Source organism: Streptomyces sp. NPDC101225 (assembly GCF_044767585.1).
Classification (GTDB): Bacteria; Actinomycetota; Actinomycetes; order Streptomycetales; family Streptomycetaceae; genus Streptomyces.
This window is the reverse complement of sequence record NZ_JBIWOE010000018.1, coordinates 24,550-41,230: the sequence shown is the minus strand read 5'-3', so window position 1 is coordinate 41,230 and position 16,681 is coordinate 24,550. Positions and strand designations below refer to the sequence as shown.

General features: G+C 71.4%; 16 protein-coding genes. 6 read left to right on the top strand and 10 right to left on the bottom strand.

From position 1 onward, the window contains the following. Positions 1-182: 182 nt before the first annotated feature. On the top strand, positions 183-1,391 hold the full coding sequence (locus tag ACIRPX_RS24320) for a nucleotide sugar dehydrogenase (protein WP_404198236.1): 1,209 nt from the start codon (positions 183-185) through the stop codon (positions 1,389-1,391). 232 nt (positions 1,392-1,623) lie between these two features. On the opposite strand, the gene ACIRPX_RS24315 is transcribed toward ACIRPX_RS24320, so the two are convergent. The 4 genes from ACIRPX_RS24315 to ACIRPX_RS24300 form a co-directional block, all read right to left on the bottom strand. Continuing rightward, entirely contained in the window at positions 1,624-2,748 is a 1,125-nt protein-coding gene (locus ACIRPX_RS24315; protein ID WP_404198234.1) for a GuaB3 family IMP dehydrogenase-related protein, read from the bottom strand. A gap of 117 nt (positions 2,749-2,865) precedes the next feature. Then, positions 2,866-4,368 carry an IMP dehydrogenase gene (guaB, locus tag ACIRPX_RS24310; RefSeq protein WP_404198231.1) on the bottom strand — a complete coding sequence of 501 codons (1,503 nt, stop codon included), beginning with the start codon at positions 4,366-4,368 and terminating at the stop codon, positions 2,866-2,868. 154 nt (positions 4,369-4,522) lie between these two features. Then, positions 4,523-5,110, bottom strand: a complete 588-nt coding sequence (locus ACIRPX_RS24305; protein WP_404198228.1) for a sigma-70 family RNA polymerase sigma factor — start codon at positions 5,108-5,110, stop codon at positions 4,523-4,525. 265 nt (positions 5,111-5,375) lie between these two features. Then, positions 5,376-5,987, bottom strand: a complete 612-nt coding sequence (locus ACIRPX_RS24300) for a response regulator transcription factor (protein WP_003948568.1) — start codon at positions 5,985-5,987, stop codon at positions 5,376-5,378. Positions 5,988-6,369: 382 nt separating this feature from the next. Here ACIRPX_RS24300 and ACIRPX_RS24295 point away from each other — a divergent pair, with 382 nt between their 5' ends. After that, entirely contained in the window at positions 6,370-6,693 is a 324-nt protein-coding gene (locus ACIRPX_RS24295) for a WhiB family transcriptional regulator (protein ID WP_384252330.1), read from the top strand. Positions 6,694-6,738: 45 nt separating this feature from the next. On the opposite strand, the gene ACIRPX_RS24290 is transcribed toward ACIRPX_RS24295, so the two are convergent. After that, the gene (locus ACIRPX_RS24290) at positions 6,739-7,644 is read right to left on the bottom strand and encodes a LysR family transcriptional regulator (RefSeq protein ID WP_404198224.1); all 906 of its coding nucleotides are present in this window, start codon (positions 7,642-7,644) and stop codon (positions 6,739-6,741) included. Between the two features lie 82 nt (positions 7,645-7,726). Here ACIRPX_RS24290 and ACIRPX_RS24285 point away from each other — a divergent pair, with 82 nt between their 5' ends. The 3 genes from ACIRPX_RS24285 (at position 7,727) to ACIRPX_RS24275 (ending at position 10,030) form a co-directional block, all read left to right on the top strand. Then, positions 7,727-8,395: an MOSC domain-containing protein gene (locus tag ACIRPX_RS24285; protein ID WP_404198221.1), complete on the top strand. Its 669-nt coding sequence runs from the start codon at positions 7,727-7,729 to the stop codon at positions 8,393-8,395. A 76-nt stretch (positions 8,396-8,471) separates the two neighbouring features. Then, complete coding sequence (locus ACIRPX_RS24280) at positions 8,472-9,245, top strand: SDR family NAD(P)-dependent oxidoreductase (RefSeq protein WP_404198218.1); 774 nt, start codon at positions 8,472-8,474, stop codon at positions 9,243-9,245. Between the two features lie 77 nt (positions 9,246-9,322). Further along, positions 9,323-10,030 carry an ester cyclase gene (locus tag ACIRPX_RS24275; protein WP_404198215.1) on the top strand — a complete coding sequence of 236 codons (708 nt, stop codon included), beginning with the start codon at positions 9,323-9,325 and terminating at the stop codon, positions 10,028-10,030. A 54-nt stretch (positions 10,031-10,084) separates the two neighbouring features. Here the strand turns inward: ACIRPX_RS24275 and groL are convergent, their stop codons facing one another. From groL to ACIRPX_RS24255, 4 genes are all read right to left on the bottom strand, one after another. After that, the gene (gene groL, locus ACIRPX_RS24270; RefSeq protein WP_404198213.1) at positions 10,085-11,710 is read right to left on the bottom strand and encodes a chaperonin GroEL; all 1,626 of its coding nucleotides are present in this window, start codon (positions 11,708-11,710) and stop codon (positions 10,085-10,087) included. A gap of 117 nt (positions 11,711-11,827) precedes the next feature. Next, on the bottom strand, positions 11,828-12,136 hold the full coding sequence (gene groES / locus ACIRPX_RS24265) for a co-chaperone GroES (RefSeq protein WP_016434667.1): 309 nt from the start codon (positions 12,134-12,136) through the stop codon (positions 11,828-11,830). 266 nt (positions 12,137-12,402) lie between these two features. Continuing rightward, the gene (locus ACIRPX_RS24260) at positions 12,403-13,221 is read right to left on the bottom strand and encodes a polysaccharide deacetylase family protein (RefSeq protein WP_404198210.1); all 819 of its coding nucleotides are present in this window, start codon (positions 13,219-13,221) and stop codon (positions 12,403-12,405) included. Continuing rightward, positions 13,218-14,153 carry a polysaccharide deacetylase family protein gene (locus ACIRPX_RS24255; protein WP_404198208.1) on the bottom strand — a complete coding sequence of 312 codons (936 nt, stop codon included), beginning with the start codon at positions 14,151-14,153 and terminating at the stop codon, positions 13,218-13,220. The genes ACIRPX_RS24260 and ACIRPX_RS24255 overlap by 4 nt, the downstream gene beginning before the upstream one ends. Positions 14,154-14,243: 90 nt before the next feature. Between ACIRPX_RS24255 and ACIRPX_RS24250 the strand changes: the two genes are divergently transcribed. Next, the gene (locus ACIRPX_RS24250; RefSeq protein WP_404198205.1) at positions 14,244-15,416 is read left to right on the top strand and encodes a methyltransferase domain-containing protein; all 1,173 of its coding nucleotides are present in this window, start codon (positions 14,244-14,246) and stop codon (positions 15,414-15,416) included. On the opposite strand, the gene ACIRPX_RS24245 is transcribed toward ACIRPX_RS24250, so the two are convergent. Next, on the bottom strand, positions 15,413-16,681 hold the full coding sequence (locus tag ACIRPX_RS24245; protein ID WP_404198203.1) for an RNA polymerase sigma factor: 1,269 nt from the start codon (positions 16,679-16,681) through the stop codon (positions 15,413-15,415). The two genes, ACIRPX_RS24250 and ACIRPX_RS24245, sit on opposite strands and share 4 nt — an antisense overlap.

The following is a 16,681-nucleotide window of genomic DNA, read 5'->3' as shown; positions in this document are numbered from 1 at the left end:
GACTTCAGCCACCACTCGCCCCCAGCCTGTGGACAACATTCCCGGGACCTGCGGAAAACACGGTCGACCAATACCGCAAGACGGTCATATTTACTCCTAGTGTGACATTGCGCTTCACCTGTCCTGTCCACAGGGCTTGCGCACCTGTCCCGCTTCGGCTACTGGGAAGGACGGCCCACGCCATGCCCGCAGATCTCGCCGTCATCGGACTCGGCCCGTTCGGCCTGCCCCTGGCCCAGGCCGCCGTCGCCGCCGGCATCTCCACGCTCGGCTACCGGACCGGTCCCGAACCGGGTTCCCTCAGCCCCGCCGAACTGCGCCGCATGCTCTCGGGGGGCTTCAAGCACGCCACCGCCCCCGCCGAGCTCGGCCGGGTCCGCACCGCGGTGATCTGCGCGCCGACCCCGCGCGGCGCGGACGGCGGCCTCGACCTCGGCCAGGTGGAGGCCGCCGCGCGCACGCTGGCCGCGCACATGCGCCCGCACACCACGGTGATCCTGGAGTCGCCGGTGCCCCCCGGGACGACCGAGGAGCTGCTGCGCCCGGTCCTGGAGCAGGGCTCCGGGCTGCGCGCGGGCCGCGACTTCCACCTCGCCTACTCCCCCAGTCGGGTGGATCCCGGCAACCGCGACTTCACCCCGGCCAACATCCCCAAGGTGATCGGCGGCCTCACGCCCGCGTGCACCGAGTCCGCCGCCGCCTTCTACGGGCGCCTCACGGACAAGGTGGTACGCGCGCGTGGGCTGCGCGAGGCGGAGACCGTGCAGCTCCTGGAGACCAACTTCCGGCACGTCAACATCGCTCTCGTCAACGAGATGGCCGTCCTCTGCCACGGCCTGGGCGTCGACCTGTGGGACGTCATCCGCTGCGCGGAGACCAAGCCGTTCGGCTTCGAGGCCTTCCGGCCCGGCCCCGGTGTCGGCGGCCACGCCGTCCCCCAGGACCTCACCGGGCACGCGGGCCGCACCCTGCGCATGGTCGAACTGGCCCAGCAGGTCAACAGCCAGATGCCCCGTTACGTCGTCCGGCGCGCGGCCACGCTCCTCAACGAGCACGGCAAGTCGGCCCGCGGCGCGCGGGTGCTGCTGCTCGGCGTCACCTACAAGCCCGACCTCGCCGACCAACAGGGCACCCCCGCCCAGGAGATCGCCGTCCGCCTCATGGAACTCGGCGCCTCCGTCAGCTATCACGACCCGCACGTCCCGTCCTGGAACGTCCTCGACCGCCCGGTCCCCCGCGCCGACTCCCTCTACGAGGCCGCGGCCGACGCCGACCTGACGATCCTGCTCCAGCAGCACCGGACGTACGACCTGCAGGGACTGTCGGTGAAGGCACAGCTGCTGCTGGACACGAGGGGCGCCGCGCCCACCGGGGTGGCGCATCGGTTGTGAGAGGGGGGCGCGGGTGCCTTACGGAGAGAGGCGGAGCACACCGCAGCGGTCACTGCAGCGGGCTCCAGGATGGTTCACGGAGTGTCCGCCCCCAGGTTGTGTGGGGGCGGCCGCTCACCATCCGGAAACCCGCAAGGTCCACCTCCTTGGGACGCCGACACGGCGCACAGCCCCCGGACACGCGAAGGGGGCCGGTCACGTCCGGTGACCGGCCCCCTTCGCGCCGTACGCGCTACCGCTTGTGCTGTGAGTCGGCCACCGTGACCTCGACCCGCTGGAACTCCTTGAGCTCGCTGTAGCCGGTCGTGGCCATGGCCCGGCGCAGGGCGCCGAAGAAGTTCATGGAGCCGTCGGGGGTGTGCGAGGGGCCCGCCAGGACCTCCTCGATCGTGCCGACCGTGCCCAGGTCGACCTTCTGGCCGCGCGGCAGCTCCTCATTGACGGCCTCCATGCCCCAGTGGTGGCCACGCCCCGGCGCGTCCGTCGCACGGGCCAGCGGGGAGCCCATCATCACCGAGTCGGCGCCGCAGGCGATCGCCTTCGGCAGGTCGCCGGACCAGCCGACACCGCCGTCGGCGATCACGTGCACGTACCGGCCGCCGGACTCGTCCATGTAGTCGCGGCGGGCCGCGGCCACGTCCGCGACCGCCGTCGCCATCGGGACCTGGATGCCCAGGACGTTGCGCGTGGTGTGCGCCGCGCCGCCGCCGAAGCCGACGAGCACGCCCGCCGCACCCGTGCGCATCAGGTGCAGGGCCGCGGTGTAGGTGGCGCAGCCGCCGACGATCACCGGGACGTCGAGCTCGTAGATGAACTGCTTCAGGTTCAGCGGCTCGTGCGAGCCGGAGACGTGCTCCGCCGAGACCGTCGTGCCGCGGATGACGAAGATGTCCACGCCCGCGTCCACGACCGCCTTGGAGAACTGCGCCGTGCGCTGCGGGGAGAGCGCGGCCGCCGTGACCACGCCGGAGTCGCGCACCTCCTTGATGCGCCGGCCGATCAGCTCCTCCTTGATGGGAGCGGTGTAGATCTCCTGGAGGCGGCGGGTCGCGGTGCCGGCGGGCAGCTCGGCGATCTCGTCGAGCAGCGGCTGCGGGTCCTCGTACCGGGTCCACAGGCCCTCGAGGTTGAGCACGCCGAGACCGCCGAGCTCGCCGATGCGGATCGCGGTGGCGGGCGAGACGACCGAGTCCATGGGAGCGGCCAGGAACGGCAGCTCGAAGCGGTAGGCGTCGATCTGCCAGGCGATCGAGACCTCCTTCGGGTCCCGCGTACGGCGGCTGGGGACGACGGCGATGTCGTCGAAGGCGTACGCCCGGCGGCCGCGCTTGCCGCGCCCGATCTCGATCTCAGTCACGTCTGTGGCCTTTCCCTGATGCGTTGCAGCGTCTTCCAGTATCGCCGACGGGCACGACGAGGGCGGCCCCGGAGGTACCGGGGCCGCCCTCGTGCGTCGGTCACGCGCGCGTGCGCGTCACTGCCTGCTGTAGTTCGGCGCCTCGACCGTCATCTGGATGTCGTGCGGGTGGCTCTCCTTGAGCCCCGCCGAAGTGATCCGGACGAAGCGGCCCTTGGACTCCATCTCCTCGATGGTGGCCGCGCCCACGTAGCCCATGGTCTGGCGCAGACCGCCGACGAGCTGGTGCAGGACGTTGGCCAGCGGGCCGCGGTAGGGCACCTGGCCCTCGACGCCCTCGGGCACGAGCTTGTCGTCGGAGGCGACCTCGGCCTGGAAGTAGCGGTCCTTCGAGAACGACTTCGCCTGGCCGCGGGACTGCATCGCGCCGAGCGAGCCCATGCCGCGGTAGGACTTGAACTGCTTGCCGTTGATGAAGAGCAGCTCGCCGGGCGACTCCTCGCAGCCCGCCAGCAGGCTGCCCAGCATGACGGTGTCGGCACCGGCGGCGAGCGCCTTGCCGATGTCGCCGGAGTACTGCAGGCCGCCGTCGCCGATCAGCGGGATGCCCGCGGGCCGGGCGGCGAGGGAGGCCTCGTAGATGGCGGTGACCTGCGGGACGCCGATGCCGGCGACCACGCGCGTGGTGCAGATCGAACCGGGGCCCACGCCCACCTTGATGCCGTCGACGCCGGCGTCGATCAGCGCCTGCGCGCCGTCACGCGTCGCGACGTTGCCGCCGATCACGTCGACCGGGACGCTCGACTTGATCTTCGCCATCCAGCTCAGGGCGTTGCTGTTGTGGCCGTGGGAGGTGTCGACGACCAGGAAGTCCACGCCCGCCCCGGCCAGCGCCTGGGCCCGCTCCAGGGCCTCGGGGCTGGCGCCCACGGCGGCACCGACGAGCAGCCGGCCCTCGGCGTCCTTGGCGGCGTTCGGGTACTTCTCGGCCTTGACGAAGTCCTTGACGGTGATCAGGCCCTTGAGGACGCCCTCGCCGTCCACCAGCGGCAGCTTCTCGATCTTGTGCTTGCGCAGCAGCTGCATGGCGTCGACACCGGAGATGCCGACCTTTCCGGTGACCAGCGGCATCGGCGTCATGACGTCGCGCACCTGACGGCTGCGGTCGGTCTCGAAGGCCATGTCGCGGTTGGTGACGATGCCGAGCAGCTTGCCGGCCGGGTCGGTCACGGGCACGCCGCTGATCCGGAACTTCGCACACAGGGCGTCCGCCTCCGCGAGCGTCGCCTCGGGGTGCACGGTGATGGGGTCGGTGACCATGCCGGACTCGGACCGCTTGACCAGGTCGACCTGGTTGACCTGGTCCTCGACCGACAGATTGCGGTGCAGCACGCCGACACCGCCCAGACGGGCCATGGCGATCGCCATCCGGGACTCGGTCACCTTGTCCATCGCCGCCGAGAGCAGCGGGATGTTGACCCGGACGTTGCGGGAGATGCGGGACGAGGTGTCGACCGCGTTGGGCAGCACCTCGGATGCGCCCGGCAGCAGCAGCACGTCGTCGTAGGTCAGCCCGAGTGTCGCGAATTTTCCGGGCACTCCGTCGACGTTCGCAGTCATGACACCTTCCCCAAATGGCCTTGATCGGTGCGGATGTCCATGCTAACGGGAAGTGCACTGCTCCCATTCCACGGTCCCGCACGACCTCGGGCTTCGTATGTTCCTACGGGATCGTTGCGTCGCCTGTTCAAAGAAGGCGCTCGCCACAAGGGCGTCACTGCTCCGCGAGCGCCCTGAGCCGGCTCAGCGCCCGGTGCTGGGCGACCCGCACGGCCCCGGGTGACATTCCCAACATCTGGCCCGTCTCCTCGGCCGTGAGGCCCACCGCGATGCGCAGCAGCAGCAGTTCGCGCTGGTTCTCGGGGAGGTTGGCCAGGAGTTTCTTGGCCCACTCGGCGTCGCTGCTGAGCAGCGCCCGCTCCTCGGGGCCGAGGGAGTCGTCGGGCCGCTCCGGCATCTCGTCGGACGGCACCGCCGTCGACCCCGGGTGCCGCATCGCCGCCCGCTGGAGGTCCGCGACCTTGTGCGCGGCGATGGCGAAGACGAACGCCTCGAAGGGGCGGCCGGTGTCCTTGTAGCGCGGCAGCGCGAGCAGGACGGCGACGCAGACCTCCTGCGCGAGGTCCTCCACGAAGTGCCGGGCATCGCCCGGCAGACGGGACAGACGGGTGCGGCAGTAGCGCAGCGCGAGGGGGTGGACGTGGGCGAGCAGGTCGTGTGTCGCCTGTTCGTCCCCGTCGACGGCGCGATGGACGAGTGCACCGATCGCCCCTGCGGCATCGGCCGCCTCGTCGTCGCGCATCGGTCCATGGTGCCCTGCGGCCGCACGGTCCGCGGCACCGCGCCCGATGTTGTGCACCGAAGCGTTATGAGCAGGTGCGCCGGAACTCATCCCTTGCGCCCTCCCCTTCCGCTCGACCGACTCGTCCCCGAGAGACTCCACACCTCAAGGATGCGGCATCCGCGCCGAAACGAGCAGCGGGCACCCGGCGGGTCGTTTTGCCACCCCCGCCCACCGTGCGGTAGGCGGGGATTTCCCGAACCCCCGCTCTGACACACGCAAGGCCCTAACGGACCAGGCCCCAGCGGAAACCGAGCGCCACCGCGTGCGCCCGGTCCGAGGCGCCGAGCTTCTTGAACAGCCGCCGGGCGTGCGTCTTGACGGTGTCCTCGGAGAGGAACAGCTCGCGGCCGATCTCCGCGTTGGACCGGCCGTGGCTCATGCCCTCGAGCACCTGGATCTCACGCGCGGTGAGCGTGGGCGCGGCGCCCATCTCGGCGGAGCGCAGCCGGCGCGGGGCCAGTCGCCAGGTCGGGTCGGCGAGCGCCTGCGTGACGGTCGCGCGCAGCTCCGCGCGCGAGGCGTCCTTGTGCAGATAGCCGCGGGCACCCGCGGCGACCGCGAGGGCCACGCCGTCCAGGTCCTCGGCGACGGTCAGCATGATGATGCGCGCACCGGGGTCGGCGGACAGCAGCCGCCGCACGGTCTCGACGCCGCCCAGGCCGGGCATGCGCACATCCATCAGAATCAGGTCCGAGCGGTCCGCGCCCCAGCGGCGGAGGACTTCCTCGCCGTTGGCCGCGGTCGTCACGCGCTCGACGCCGGGCACGGTTGCGACCGCGCGGCGGAGCGCCTCTCGGGCAAGCGGGGAGTCGTCGCAGACGAGGACGGATGTCATGGCCGCCCTCCGCAGCTGATGCGCGTCACCTTGAGCCTCCAGGCTGGTACGAAATCGTCACCTGTGCGGTCGACCGTCTCGGACGCCTGCCCGAGCGCTTGTTGTTTCAACCGCCTCCGCCCTCTCAACGATGGTCACTCGAAAGAGTTACGGGGCCGTGTGCCATCTTCGGCACTCTACGTGAGGGCCCGGACACGGTGGAGTCACGCGGCGCGGACCCTCAATGTTTCATCACAACCCATGCCCCATTTAGACCCCTTTTCTTCCCACCTAGTGGTGTCTGAGGCTAGATTCGCAATGAGTCATATTTTCATCTCCTTAGATCGTAGTTGTACGGTCGTTGGCACCGTATCCGCTCAGAACGGCTACAAGGGGTCACGTAATGGCAGATTTCTCCCGCCTTCCCGGACCGAACGCGGACCTTTGGGACTGGCAGCTTCTGGCTGCCTGTCGCGGGGTGGACAGCTCCCTCTTTTTTCACCCGGAGGGTGAGCGCGGTGCGGCCCGGAGCGCTCGCGAGAACTCGGCCAAGGAGGTCTGCATGAGGTGCCCCGTGCGCGCGCAGTGCGCGGCGCACGCGCTGGCGGTGCGCGAGCCGTACGGCGTGTGGGGCGGCCTGACCGAGGACGAGCGCGAAGAACTCATGGGACGCGCGCGAAACCGGCTGGTGGTAGCGGCTGGTGGGGACAGCGCATCGAACACCTGAAGGAACGTTTCTTCCACTGGATGATGGGCACGCACCGCGTGCCCATCACTTTTGCTGGCGGGCGGCCGCGCTCCCGAGGTGCTCCAGGGTCGCCGCGACCGCCGGCACCTGGGCCAGGTCGGGCAGGGTCAGCGCCACGATCTCGCGGCGCACCGCCGGCCGCAGCTCCAGCACGCGCGCGTGCCGCGGCCGTACGGACTCGATGGCGAGCTGCGGCAGTACCGCGACTCCGAGACCCGCGCCTACCAGGCCGACCACCGCCGGGTAGTCGTCGGTGGCGAAGTCGATGCGCGGGGTGAAACCGGCGCTCTCGCACACCTCCACCAACTGTCCGCGGCAGCGCGGGCATCCCGCGATCCACGGCTCGCACGCGAGGTCGCCGATGGCCACCGAACCGGCCCCCGCGAGCCGGTGGCGCTCCGGCACGAGCCCCACGAGGCGGTCGCTCAGCAGCGGCCGTACGACGAGGTCGTCCCATTCCTCCGCGCCCGCGGCGCCCTCGTAGCGAAAGGCCAGCGCCACGTCGCAGTCGCCCTCGCGCAGCAGCTCGACGGAGGCGGGGGGCTCCGCCTCCTCGAGCGAGACCCGGGTGCCGGGGTGCGCGGCGCGCAGGGCGGCCAGGGCGGTGGGGACGAGCGTGGAGCTGCCGCTGGGGAAGGAGACGAGCCGGACGCGCCCCGCGCGCAGCCCGGCGATGGCCGCGACCTCCTCCTCGGCGGCGGTGAGCCCGGCGAGGATGCCGTTGGCGTGCCGGACGAGGGCCTCGCCGGCCTGGGTCAGCCGCATCTCGCGCCCGCTGCGCACCAGCAGCGGGGTGCCCACGGACGACTCCAGGGCCTTCATCTGCTGGCTCACGGCGGGCTGGGTGCAGCCGAGTTCGCGCCCGGCCGCCGAGAACGAGCCGGTGGCGGCGACGGCACGCAGGACACGCAGATGGCGGGCTTCGATCACAGGACCAAGGATAAGAGATCCTTTGATCCGGCACCCGATAATGCGTCGACGCTTTGGTGTCCGGTGGCCTAACGTTCCGGGCATGAAGCTTCTGTCGGTGAACCTCGGCCGCGCCCTGCCCGTGCCGTACACGGACCAGCCGCAGGGTCTGACCGGCATCGGCAAGCAGCCGGTGGACGGACCGGTGCGGGTGGCGGCGCCGGGCCCGAAGGGGGTCGGGGCGAGCGGGCTCGGCGGGGACGCGGTCTGCGACACCCGCCACCACGGCGGGGACGAGCAGGCGGTGTACGCCTACGCGCGCGAGGACCTCGACGACTGGGCGCGCGAACTGGGCCGGCCGCTGGCCAACGGCTGTTTCGGCGAGAACCTCACGACCGACGGCCTGGACGTGAGGAACGCGCTGATCGGCGAGCGCTGGCGGATCGGCTCGCGGGTGGTCCTGGAGGTGACCTCGGGGCGGATCCCGTGCCGTACGTTCCAGGGCCATATGGACGAGCGGGGCTGGGTGAGGAGATTCACCCGTAAGGGCGTGACCGGCGCCTATCTCAGGGTCGTCGAAGCGGGTGAGATCCGGGCCGGCGATCCGGTCGAGATCGTGCACCGGCCGGACCACGGGGTGACGGCGGCGCTGCAGTTCCGCGCGGTCACCACGGAGCGCGAGCTGCTGCCGCGCCTGCTCGCGGCCGGACCCGCGCTGCACTCCGAGGCGCTGGCGCTGGCCCGCAAGTACGTGGCGCGGACGGGCGGCTGAGAGACCGTCGGAACGGCGCCGGCGGGCAGCGCCCCACGCGGCGGAGGCTGTCGGTCCTGGTCACTACCCTTGGGCCATGACAACGGCTCTGATTACGGGATCGACCGCGGGCATCGGTGCCGCGTTCGCACGTCGGCTGGCGGCCGACGGGCACAACCTGGTTCTCGTCGCGCGTGACACCAAGCGGCTCCAGGAGCAGGCGACCGAACTGCACGACCGGCACGGCATCGAGGCGGAGGTCCTCACGGCGGACCTCGCCACGGACGACGGCATCGAGGCCGTGGCCACACGCGTGTCCGACCGCAGAGACCCGGTCGACCTGCTGATCAACAACGCCGGCTTCGGCAACAAGGGCCGTTTCCTCGAGGTGTCGATGGCCGACGAGCTGACCATGCTCAAGGTCCACTGCGAGGCGGTGCTCCGGCTCACGGCGGCGGCGACCGGGGCGATGCGGGAGCGCGGCCGCGGCGGTGTCGTCAACGTCGCGTCGGTGGCCGCCTTCGTGCCGCGCGGCACCTACGGCGCCTCCAAGGCGTGGGTCGTGCAGTTCACCCAGGGCGCCGCACGCGATCTGGCGGGCAGCGGCGTGCGGTTGATGGCGCTGTGCCCGGGGTTCGTGCGCACCGAGTTCCACCAGCGGGCCGGCATGGGGACGGACAACATCCCCGGCTGGATGTGGCTGGACGCGGACAAGCTGGTGGCGGCGGCGCTCGCGGACCTGGCCCGGGGCAAGTCGCTGTCGATCCCGGACCCGCGGTACAAGGCGCTGATGGGGCTCGTGAAGGTGACGCCGCGTGGGCTGCTGGGCGGCATCACCTCGCGCACCGGGCGGAAGTACGGGCCGCAGTAGTCCCGTGCGGAGGCGCGAGGGCGCCCCGGTGGGAAAATGGTGCTGTTCAACCGGACCCCGAGGGACCGGAGGCAACCATGACCTTCGTTCAGATCATCGACTGCAGGACGAGCCGGTTCGACGACGTCAACCGGCTGATGGACACATGGGTCGAGCAGACCAGGGGCAAGCGGACGGCGACGCACGCGGTGGTCGGGAGGGACCACTCGGACGCGTCGCACTTCATCGAGATCGTGGAGTTCCCGTCGTACGAGGAGGCGATGCGGAACTCCGGCCTGCCGGAGACCGACAAGATCTTCCGGGAGATGGTCGCCCTGTGCGACGAGATGCCCACCTTCACGGATCTCGACGTCGTACGGGACGAGCAGCTGTTCGCGGCCACCGCGCGGCGGTTCTTCGAGACGATGTCCGCCAGGGGCGAGCTGCCGCCGCTCGACGACCTGTTCGCCGAGAACTACCACGACCACGACCCCGCCAACGAGCAGGACACCATCGGCATGGACGCCATGCGGCGCGAGGCCGAGATGTGGCGGGGCGGCTTCGACCTCGACTTCACGGTCGAGGACCAGATCTGCGACGGCGACCGCGTGTGCACGCGCTGGACCGGGGACGCCGTGCACAAGGGCGAGTTCATGGGGCTCGCGCCCACCGGACGGAAGGTGTCCATGACCGGCACGACCGTCTTCCGGTTCGGCGACCACGGGAAGATCGTCGAGGGCTGGTGGCAGTACGACCGGCTCGGGCTGATGGCGCAGCTGGGGGCGCTGGAAGGGCTGGAGCAGTAGGAAAGGCCGAAGGCCCGGCACCTCACAGGTGCCGGGCCTTCCTGCTGACCGGTGTCAGTGGGCGTGGCCGTGGCCGTGGCCCGCGGCGGCCGGCTCCTCCTCTTCCTTCTTCTCGACGACCAGGGTCTCGGTCGTGAGCAGGAGGGAGGCGATGGAGGCGGCGTTCTCCAGGGCGGAGCGGGTGACCTTGACCGGGTCGATGACGCCGGCCTTGACCAGGTCGCCGTACTCGCCGGTGGCGGCGTTGAAGCCCTGGCCCTTCTCGAGCTCGGCGACCTTGGAGGTGATGACGTAGCCCTCCAGGCCGGCGTTCTCGGCGATCCAGCGCAGCGGCTCGGCGGCGGCGCGGCGGACGACCGCGACACCGGTGGCCTCGTCGCCGGACTTGCCGAGGTTGTCCTCGAGCACCTTCACGGCGTGGACCAGAGCGGAGCCACCACCGGAGACGATGCCCTCCTCGACCGCGGCGCGGGTCGCGGAGATGGCGTCCTCCAGACGGTGCTTCTTCTCCTTGAGCTCCACCTCGGTGGCGGCGCCGACCTTGATCACGCACACGCCGCCGGCCAGCTTCGCGAGGCGCTCCTGGAGCTTCTCGCGGTCCCAGTCGGAGTCCGTGTTCTCGATCTCGGCCTTGATCTGGGCGATGCGGCCCTGGACGTCGGCGGAGTCGCCGGCGCCGTCCACGATGGTCGTGTCGTCCTTGGTGACCGTGATCCGGCGGGCGGAGCCCAGCACGTCCAGGCCGACCTGGTCGAGCTTGAGGCCGACCTCCTCGGAGATGACGGTGGCACCGGTGAGGGTGGCCATGTCCTGCAGCATCGCCTTGCGGCGGTCGCCGAAGCCGGGGGCCTTCACCGCGACGGCGTTGAAGGTGCCGCGGATCTTGTTGACCACCAGGGTCGACAGGGCCTCGCCCTCGACGTCCTCGGCAATGATCAGCAGCGGCTTGGAGGAGCCGGCCTGGATGACCTTCTCCAGCAGCGGCAGCAGGTCGGCGATGGAGGAGATCTTGCCCTGGTTGATGAGGACGTAGGGGTCCTCCAGGACGGCCTCCATGCGCTCCTGGTCCGTCACGAAGTACGGCGACAGGTAGCCCTTGTCGAAGGCCATGCCCTCGGTGAAGTCCAGCTCCAGACCGAAGGTGTTGGACTCCTCGACGGTGATGACGCCGTCCTTGCCGACCTTGTCCATCGCCTCGGCGATGAGCTCGCCGACCTGCTGGTCCTGGGCGGACAGCGCGGCCACGGCGGCGATGTCGGACTTCTCGTCGATCGGGCGGGCCGACGCGAGGAGGTCCTCGGACACGGCGGCCACGGCCGCGTCGATGCCCTTCTTCAGCAGCGCCGGGGACGCACCCGCGGCGACGTTGCGCAGGCCCTCGCGCACCAGCGCCTGGGCGAGCACGGTGGCGGTGGTGGTGCCGTCGCCCGCGATGTCGTTGGTCTTGGTCGCCACCTCCTTCACCAGCTGCGCGCCGAGGTTCTCGTACGGGTCCTCGACCTCGACCTCACGGGCGATGGTGACGCCGTCGTTGGTGATGGTGGGGGCGCCGAACTTCTTGTCGATGACGACGTTGCGGCCCTTGGGGCCGATCGTCACCTTGACCGTGTCGGCCAGCTTGTTGACGCCGCGCTCGAGGGCGCGACGGGCGTCCTCGTCGAACTTCAGGATCTTCGCCATGACAGCGGGAGCCCTCTCGGATTTCAGGGGTGGGAAATGCACTGCGCCCCGGGCGCCCGGTTTGTCAAAGGTCGCGGGGGCCAGGGGCGCAGCTCAAAGCAATGTGTGCGAGATGAATTACTTCTCGACGATCGCGAGCACGTCGCGAGCCGAGAGGACGAGGTACTCCTCGCCGTTGTACTTCACCTCGGTGCCGCCGTACTTGCTGTACAGCACGATGTCGCCGGTCTTGACGTCGAGCGGAAGACGCTCGCCGTTCTCGAAACGGCCCGGGCCCACGGCCAGGACGACGCCCTCCTGGGGCTTCTCCTTGGCGGTGTCCGGAATGACCAGGCCAGAGGCCGTGGTCTGCTCGGCGTCCAGCGGCTGGACCACGATGCGGTCCTCGAGCGGCTTGATGGCAACCTTGGAGCTGGCGGTCGTCACGATCCGACCTCCCCCTTCGGAGATCTCACGGGGTTAACTGTCTGAGGTGGCGACCAGGTCGATCCGTCGTCGCGGGTGCCGGACCTGCCCGTCGCGTATTTGGCACTCTCCCGGGGGGAGTGCCAGAGCCGAGACTATGACCGGGATTAGCACTCGGTCAAGCGGAGTGCCAATGCCCGCGGCGCGTCGGCCGGGATGGCCGGCCCGATGGGCCTCGTCCTGGAACGCCGGACGGGCTCGAACGCGGCGGACCGGCGCTCGAAACGTCAGACGTAGTCCTCGAGGCGGCCCACCGTCAGGCCCTGCTCCTGCACGCGGCGCAGCAGGCGCAGGGTTCGCCGGCGCAGGGGCAGCCCCGCGCTCTCGTCCGGGTCCACCGCCACGATGTCGCCGGCGCGCAGGTGGTCGCCGCCTTGCGCGTACGTCAGCTCGCCGGTGCCCGTCATGGACGCGCGCCACAGGACCAGGGCGGAGATGCCGCAGTCGGCGGCCGCCCGGCGGGTGGTGGTGTCGTAGGCGCCGTAGGGCGGGCGGAAGAGGCGGGGGCGGGCGCCGAGACGGGCGCGGAGCCTGTCCTGCTGGCCGCAGATCTCGGCGCGCTGGCCGGCGTAGGGCAGGCCGCGCAGGGACGGGTGGTCGAGGGTGTGGTTCTGGATGCCCGCGCCGGCCGACCGGAGCCGGGCGAAGTGGCCGTAGCCCGGTCCCACGACGCTGTCGGTGAGGAACACGCTGACGGGCAGGCGCAGTTCGCGGACCATGTCGACGAACCGCGGATCCTTCTCGGCCCCGTCGTCGTAGGTCAGGAAGACGACCTTGTCGCGGGTGCGGACACGGTGCACGACCGGGGGCAGGCCGCGGCCCGCCGCCTTGGCCGGTGAGGCGCGGGACGGCTTCGGGGCGGGCGCCAGCGGAGCCGTGAGGCCCCAGCGGAGGTACGCCGCCCGCTCCGCCGGGACGGCCGCCTCGTGCGGCCGCACCCGCTGGGCGGCCTTCTCGCTCAGCCGCTCGATGGGGTCGACGGACTGGGCGCAGCCGGTGAGCAGGGCGAGGGCCAGCCCGCCGGCCGCCAGGCCGCCCGGCCTCACAGGTAGTCCTCCAGGCGGGCCACCGCGTACCCCTCGGCCGTGACCTTGTTCAGGAAGCGGCGCATGTCGTCGATCATGGTGCCCTTGCCGCCCCAGTCGGCGCGGCCGCGGAAGTGGGTGAGCACGATGTCGCCGGGGTGCAGGTCCTGGTCGTCCTCGCGGTACTCCCAGTGGTCGACGAAGACCTCCTCGTCCCAGATGGGCGCGTACTTGATGCCGCAGGACCTGGCGGCGCGCAGGGTGTCCTGGTTGTAGTTGCCGAACGGCGGGCGAAGGACGGTCGGCGCCCTGCCGAACTGCTTCTTCATGACGGCCTGCATGCCGCAGATCTCGCGCTTCTGCTCCTCGTAGGACAGACCGGGCAGGTAGGGGTGGGTGAGGGTGTGGTTGTTCAGGGTGTGGCCCTCGCCCTGCATCGTGCGGAAGTACCCGTAGTCGTCCTTGATCTCCTTGTCGGTGAGGAAGGCGGTGTACGGGATCTTCAGATCGCTCATCATGCGCAGGAACTCCGGGTCCTTCTCGGACCCGTCGTCGATCGTCAGGAAGACGACCTTCTGCCGGGTGGGGATCGTGGTGAAGACGGGCGGCAGGTCCAGTTCCTCCTGGTCCTGCACCTCGAAGCCCTTGCGGGCGGTGATCCTCGGCTTGTGGACGGGCGGCGGCGGAGCCGTGAGGGGGACCCTGGCCAGGTTCCAGCGCCTCGCCGCGGCGACGCGGGCGGCGTGGGCCGCGCGCAGCTTCGCGGCGTAGGAGTCGAGAGCGCGGGCGGCGGGCGCCTGGAGCTGCTGCGGTCCGGCGGCCGGGCGCGCCTCGTGGCCGCCGGGCGAGGCGCAGCCCGAGACGGCGGCCGCGAGGGCGAGGACGGCGATGCCGCCGCGGACCCACAGGCCACGCGGGGCCAGATTTTTTTCATTTTGTCCTACTTCTCGCATGGCGCCGGATCCTCGCAGGCCGGAGCGCCGAAACGGGTCCGACACCGCTGCGCGCGGCGGACCGTCCACCGACTGGCCCACAATGACCCGGTGAACGACCTCGCCCCTCTCCTGACCCCCGAAGGCCGCGCCCTCCTCGACGAGGTGCGCGGCACGGCCCCCGCCGACGAACTCGCCGTCGCCACCCGGCTGCGCCGCGCGCACCCCGCCGAACTGGTGTCGGCGGCGATCGGGCAGGCCCGGCTGCGGCAGCGGGCGGCGGCCAAGTTCGGCGCCGAGGACGCGCAGCGGATGTTCTTCACGCCGAACGGGGTGGAGCAGTCCACGCGGGCGAGTGTCGCCGCCCACCGGGCGCAGCGGCTGCGGGCGCTGGGGGTGACGTCCGTGGCCGACCTGTGCTGCGGGATCGGCGGGGACGCGATCGCGCTCGCCCGGGCGGGCATCCGCGTCCTCGCCGTGGACCGGGACCCGGCGACGGCGGCCACCGTCCGGGCGAACGCCGAGGCGCTGGGGCTGGACGAGCTGATCGAGGTGCGGGAGGACGACGTCACCCAGGTGCGTACGGACGGCTGGGACGCCGTGTTCGTGGACCCGGCCAGACGGGGCGGACGGGGACGGATCTTCGACCCCGAGGCCTACTCGCCGCCCCTGTCGTGGGCCGTCGAGGCCGCCCGCAGGGCCCCGCACGCGGCACTGAAGGTGGCACCCGGCATCCCGCACGAGGCCGTGCCCGGGGACGCCGAGGCCGAGTGGATCTCGGACGGCGGGGACGTGAAGGAGGCGGTGCTGTGGTTCGGGACCCGGCCGGGCGCCGTGCGCGCCACGCTGCTGCCCGGACCGCGCACGCTGCTGGGCCGGGGGCTGCCCGACCCCCGGGTCCGGCCCGTCGGACGGTACCTGTACGAGCCCGACGGCGCCGTCATCCGCGCCCACCTGGTCGCCGAGGCCGCCGAGGAGCTGAACGGCGGGCTGATCGACGCGACCATCGCGTACGTCACCTCGGACGAACGGCACGCGAGCCGGTACGCCTCCGCCTACGAGATCACCGACCAACTCCCCTTCAACGTGAAGAAGTTGAAGGCGCTGCTGCGCGAGCGCGAGGTCGGTGTGCTGACCGTCAAGAAGCGCGGGTCGGCCGTCGAACCGGAGGAGCTGCGCCGCAAGGCCCTCCCGAAGGCGCAGGGCCCGAGGGCGGCCACCGTGTTCCTGACCCGGGTCGCCGGGGCGCCGACCATGCTGATCGGCGCCCCGGTCACCCCCTAGGCACCGAGTGAGCGGAGCCTGCCGCGCAGCAGCTCCCGTTCACGTTCGTTGCGGGCGAGTTCCACGGCTCGCGCGAACTCCGCGCGGGCCTCGGTCGTGCGGCCGAGGCGGGCCAGCAGGTCGCCGCGCACGCTGGGCAGCAAGTGGTAGTCGCGCAGGGCGGGTTCGGCGGCGAGGGCGTCGGCGATCGCGAGGCCCTCGGCCGGGCCCCGCGCCATCGACACGGCGACGGCGCGGTTGAGTTCGACGACCGGGGAGGGCGCGCGGGCGGCGAGCAGGCCGTAGAGCGTCGCGATGCTCGCCCAGTCGGTCTCCTCGTAGGTGTAGGCGTGCGCGTGGCAGGCGGCGATGGCGGCCTGGAGGGCGTAGGGGCCCGGAGCGCCGGTGGCCGTGGCGTCGGCGAGGTGGAGGGCGGTGATGCCGCGGGCCACGAGCATGCGGTTCCAGCGGCGCCGGTTCTGGTCCTTCAGGAGCACGGGCTCGCCGTCCGGTCCGGTGCGGGCGGCCGTGCGCGACGCCTGGAACTCCAGCAGGGAGGCCAGCGCGTGCACCTCGGGCTCCTTGGGCATCAGGCCCGACAGCACGCGGGCCAGCCGCAACGCGTCCTCGCACAGGGCGGGACGCAGCCAGTCGTCGCCGGCCGTGGCGGCGTACCCCTCGTTGAAGATCAGGTAGATGACGTCGAGGACGGAGCCGAGGCGGGCCTCGCGCTCGGGGCCGTCGGGCACCTCGAAGGCGATGTTCCTGGTGGCGAGGGTCTTCTTCGCGCGGACGATGCGCTGGGCGACCGTCGGCTCGGGGACCAGGAACGCGCGGGCGATCTCGGCCGTCGTCAGACCGCCGAGCAGGCGCAGCGTCAGCGCGATGCGGGCCTCGGCCGACAGGACCGGGTGGCAGGCGGTGAAGACCAGGCGGAGCAGGTCGTCGTCGATGTCCTCGGGATCGGCGGGTTCCTCGGGCGGGGCCGCCGTCTCCAGGCTGCGGCCGATCTCCGCCAGCTTGCGGGCGTAGTTCTCCCGGCGCCGGACCAGGTCGACGGCGCGGTGCCGCGCGGTGGACATGAGCCAGGCGCCCGGGTTGTCCGGCACGCCGTCCCGCGGCCACTGCTCCAGGGCGGCGACCAGGGCGTCCTGCGCGAGTTCCTCGGCGATGCCGACGTCGCGCACGACGCGCGTGACGCCGGCGATGATGCGGGGCGACTCGATGCGGAAGACGGTCTCGATGGCGTGCCGGGGGTCGGCGCCGGCGGAGGGCTGTATGCTCAC

Bases quoted from the DNA above. Each gene is read 5' to 3' on its own strand.
- ACIRPX_RS24320 (WP_404198236.1), top strand. From the start codon at position 183: ATGCCCGCAGATCTCGCCGTCATCGGACTCGGCCCGTTCGGCCTGCCC.
- guaB (WP_404198231.1), bottom strand. From the start codon at position 4,368: ATGACTGCGAACGTCGACGGAGTGCCCGGAAAATTCGCGACACTCGGG.
- ACIRPX_RS24285 (WP_404198221.1), top strand. From the start codon at position 7,727: ATGAAGCTTCTGTCGGTGAACCTCGGCCGCGCCCTGCCCGTGCCGTAC.
- ACIRPX_RS24300 (WP_003948568.1), bottom strand. From the start codon at position 5,987: ATGACATCCGTCCTCGTCTGCGACGACTCCCCGCTTGCCCGAGAGGCG.
- groL (WP_404198213.1), bottom strand. From the start codon at position 11,710: ATGGCGAAGATCCTGAAGTTCGACGAGGACGCCCGTCGCGCCCTCGAG.
- ACIRPX_RS24295 (WP_384252330.1), top strand. From the start codon at position 6,370: ATGGCAGATTTCTCCCGCCTTCCCGGACCGAACGCGGACCTTTGGGAC.
- ACIRPX_RS24305 (WP_404198228.1), bottom strand. From the start codon at position 5,110: ATGCGCGACGACGAGGCGGCCGATGCCGCAGGGGCGATCGGTGCACTC.
- ACIRPX_RS24275 (WP_404198215.1), top strand. From the start codon at position 9,323: ATGACCTTCGTTCAGATCATCGACTGCAGGACGAGCCGGTTCGACGAC.
- ACIRPX_RS24280 (WP_404198218.1), top strand. From the start codon at position 8,472: ATGACAACGGCTCTGATTACGGGATCGACCGCGGGCATCGGTGCCGCG.
- ACIRPX_RS24255 (WP_404198208.1), bottom strand. From the start codon at position 14,153: ATGCGAGAAGTAGGACAAAATGAAAAAAATCTGGCCCCGCGTGGCCTG.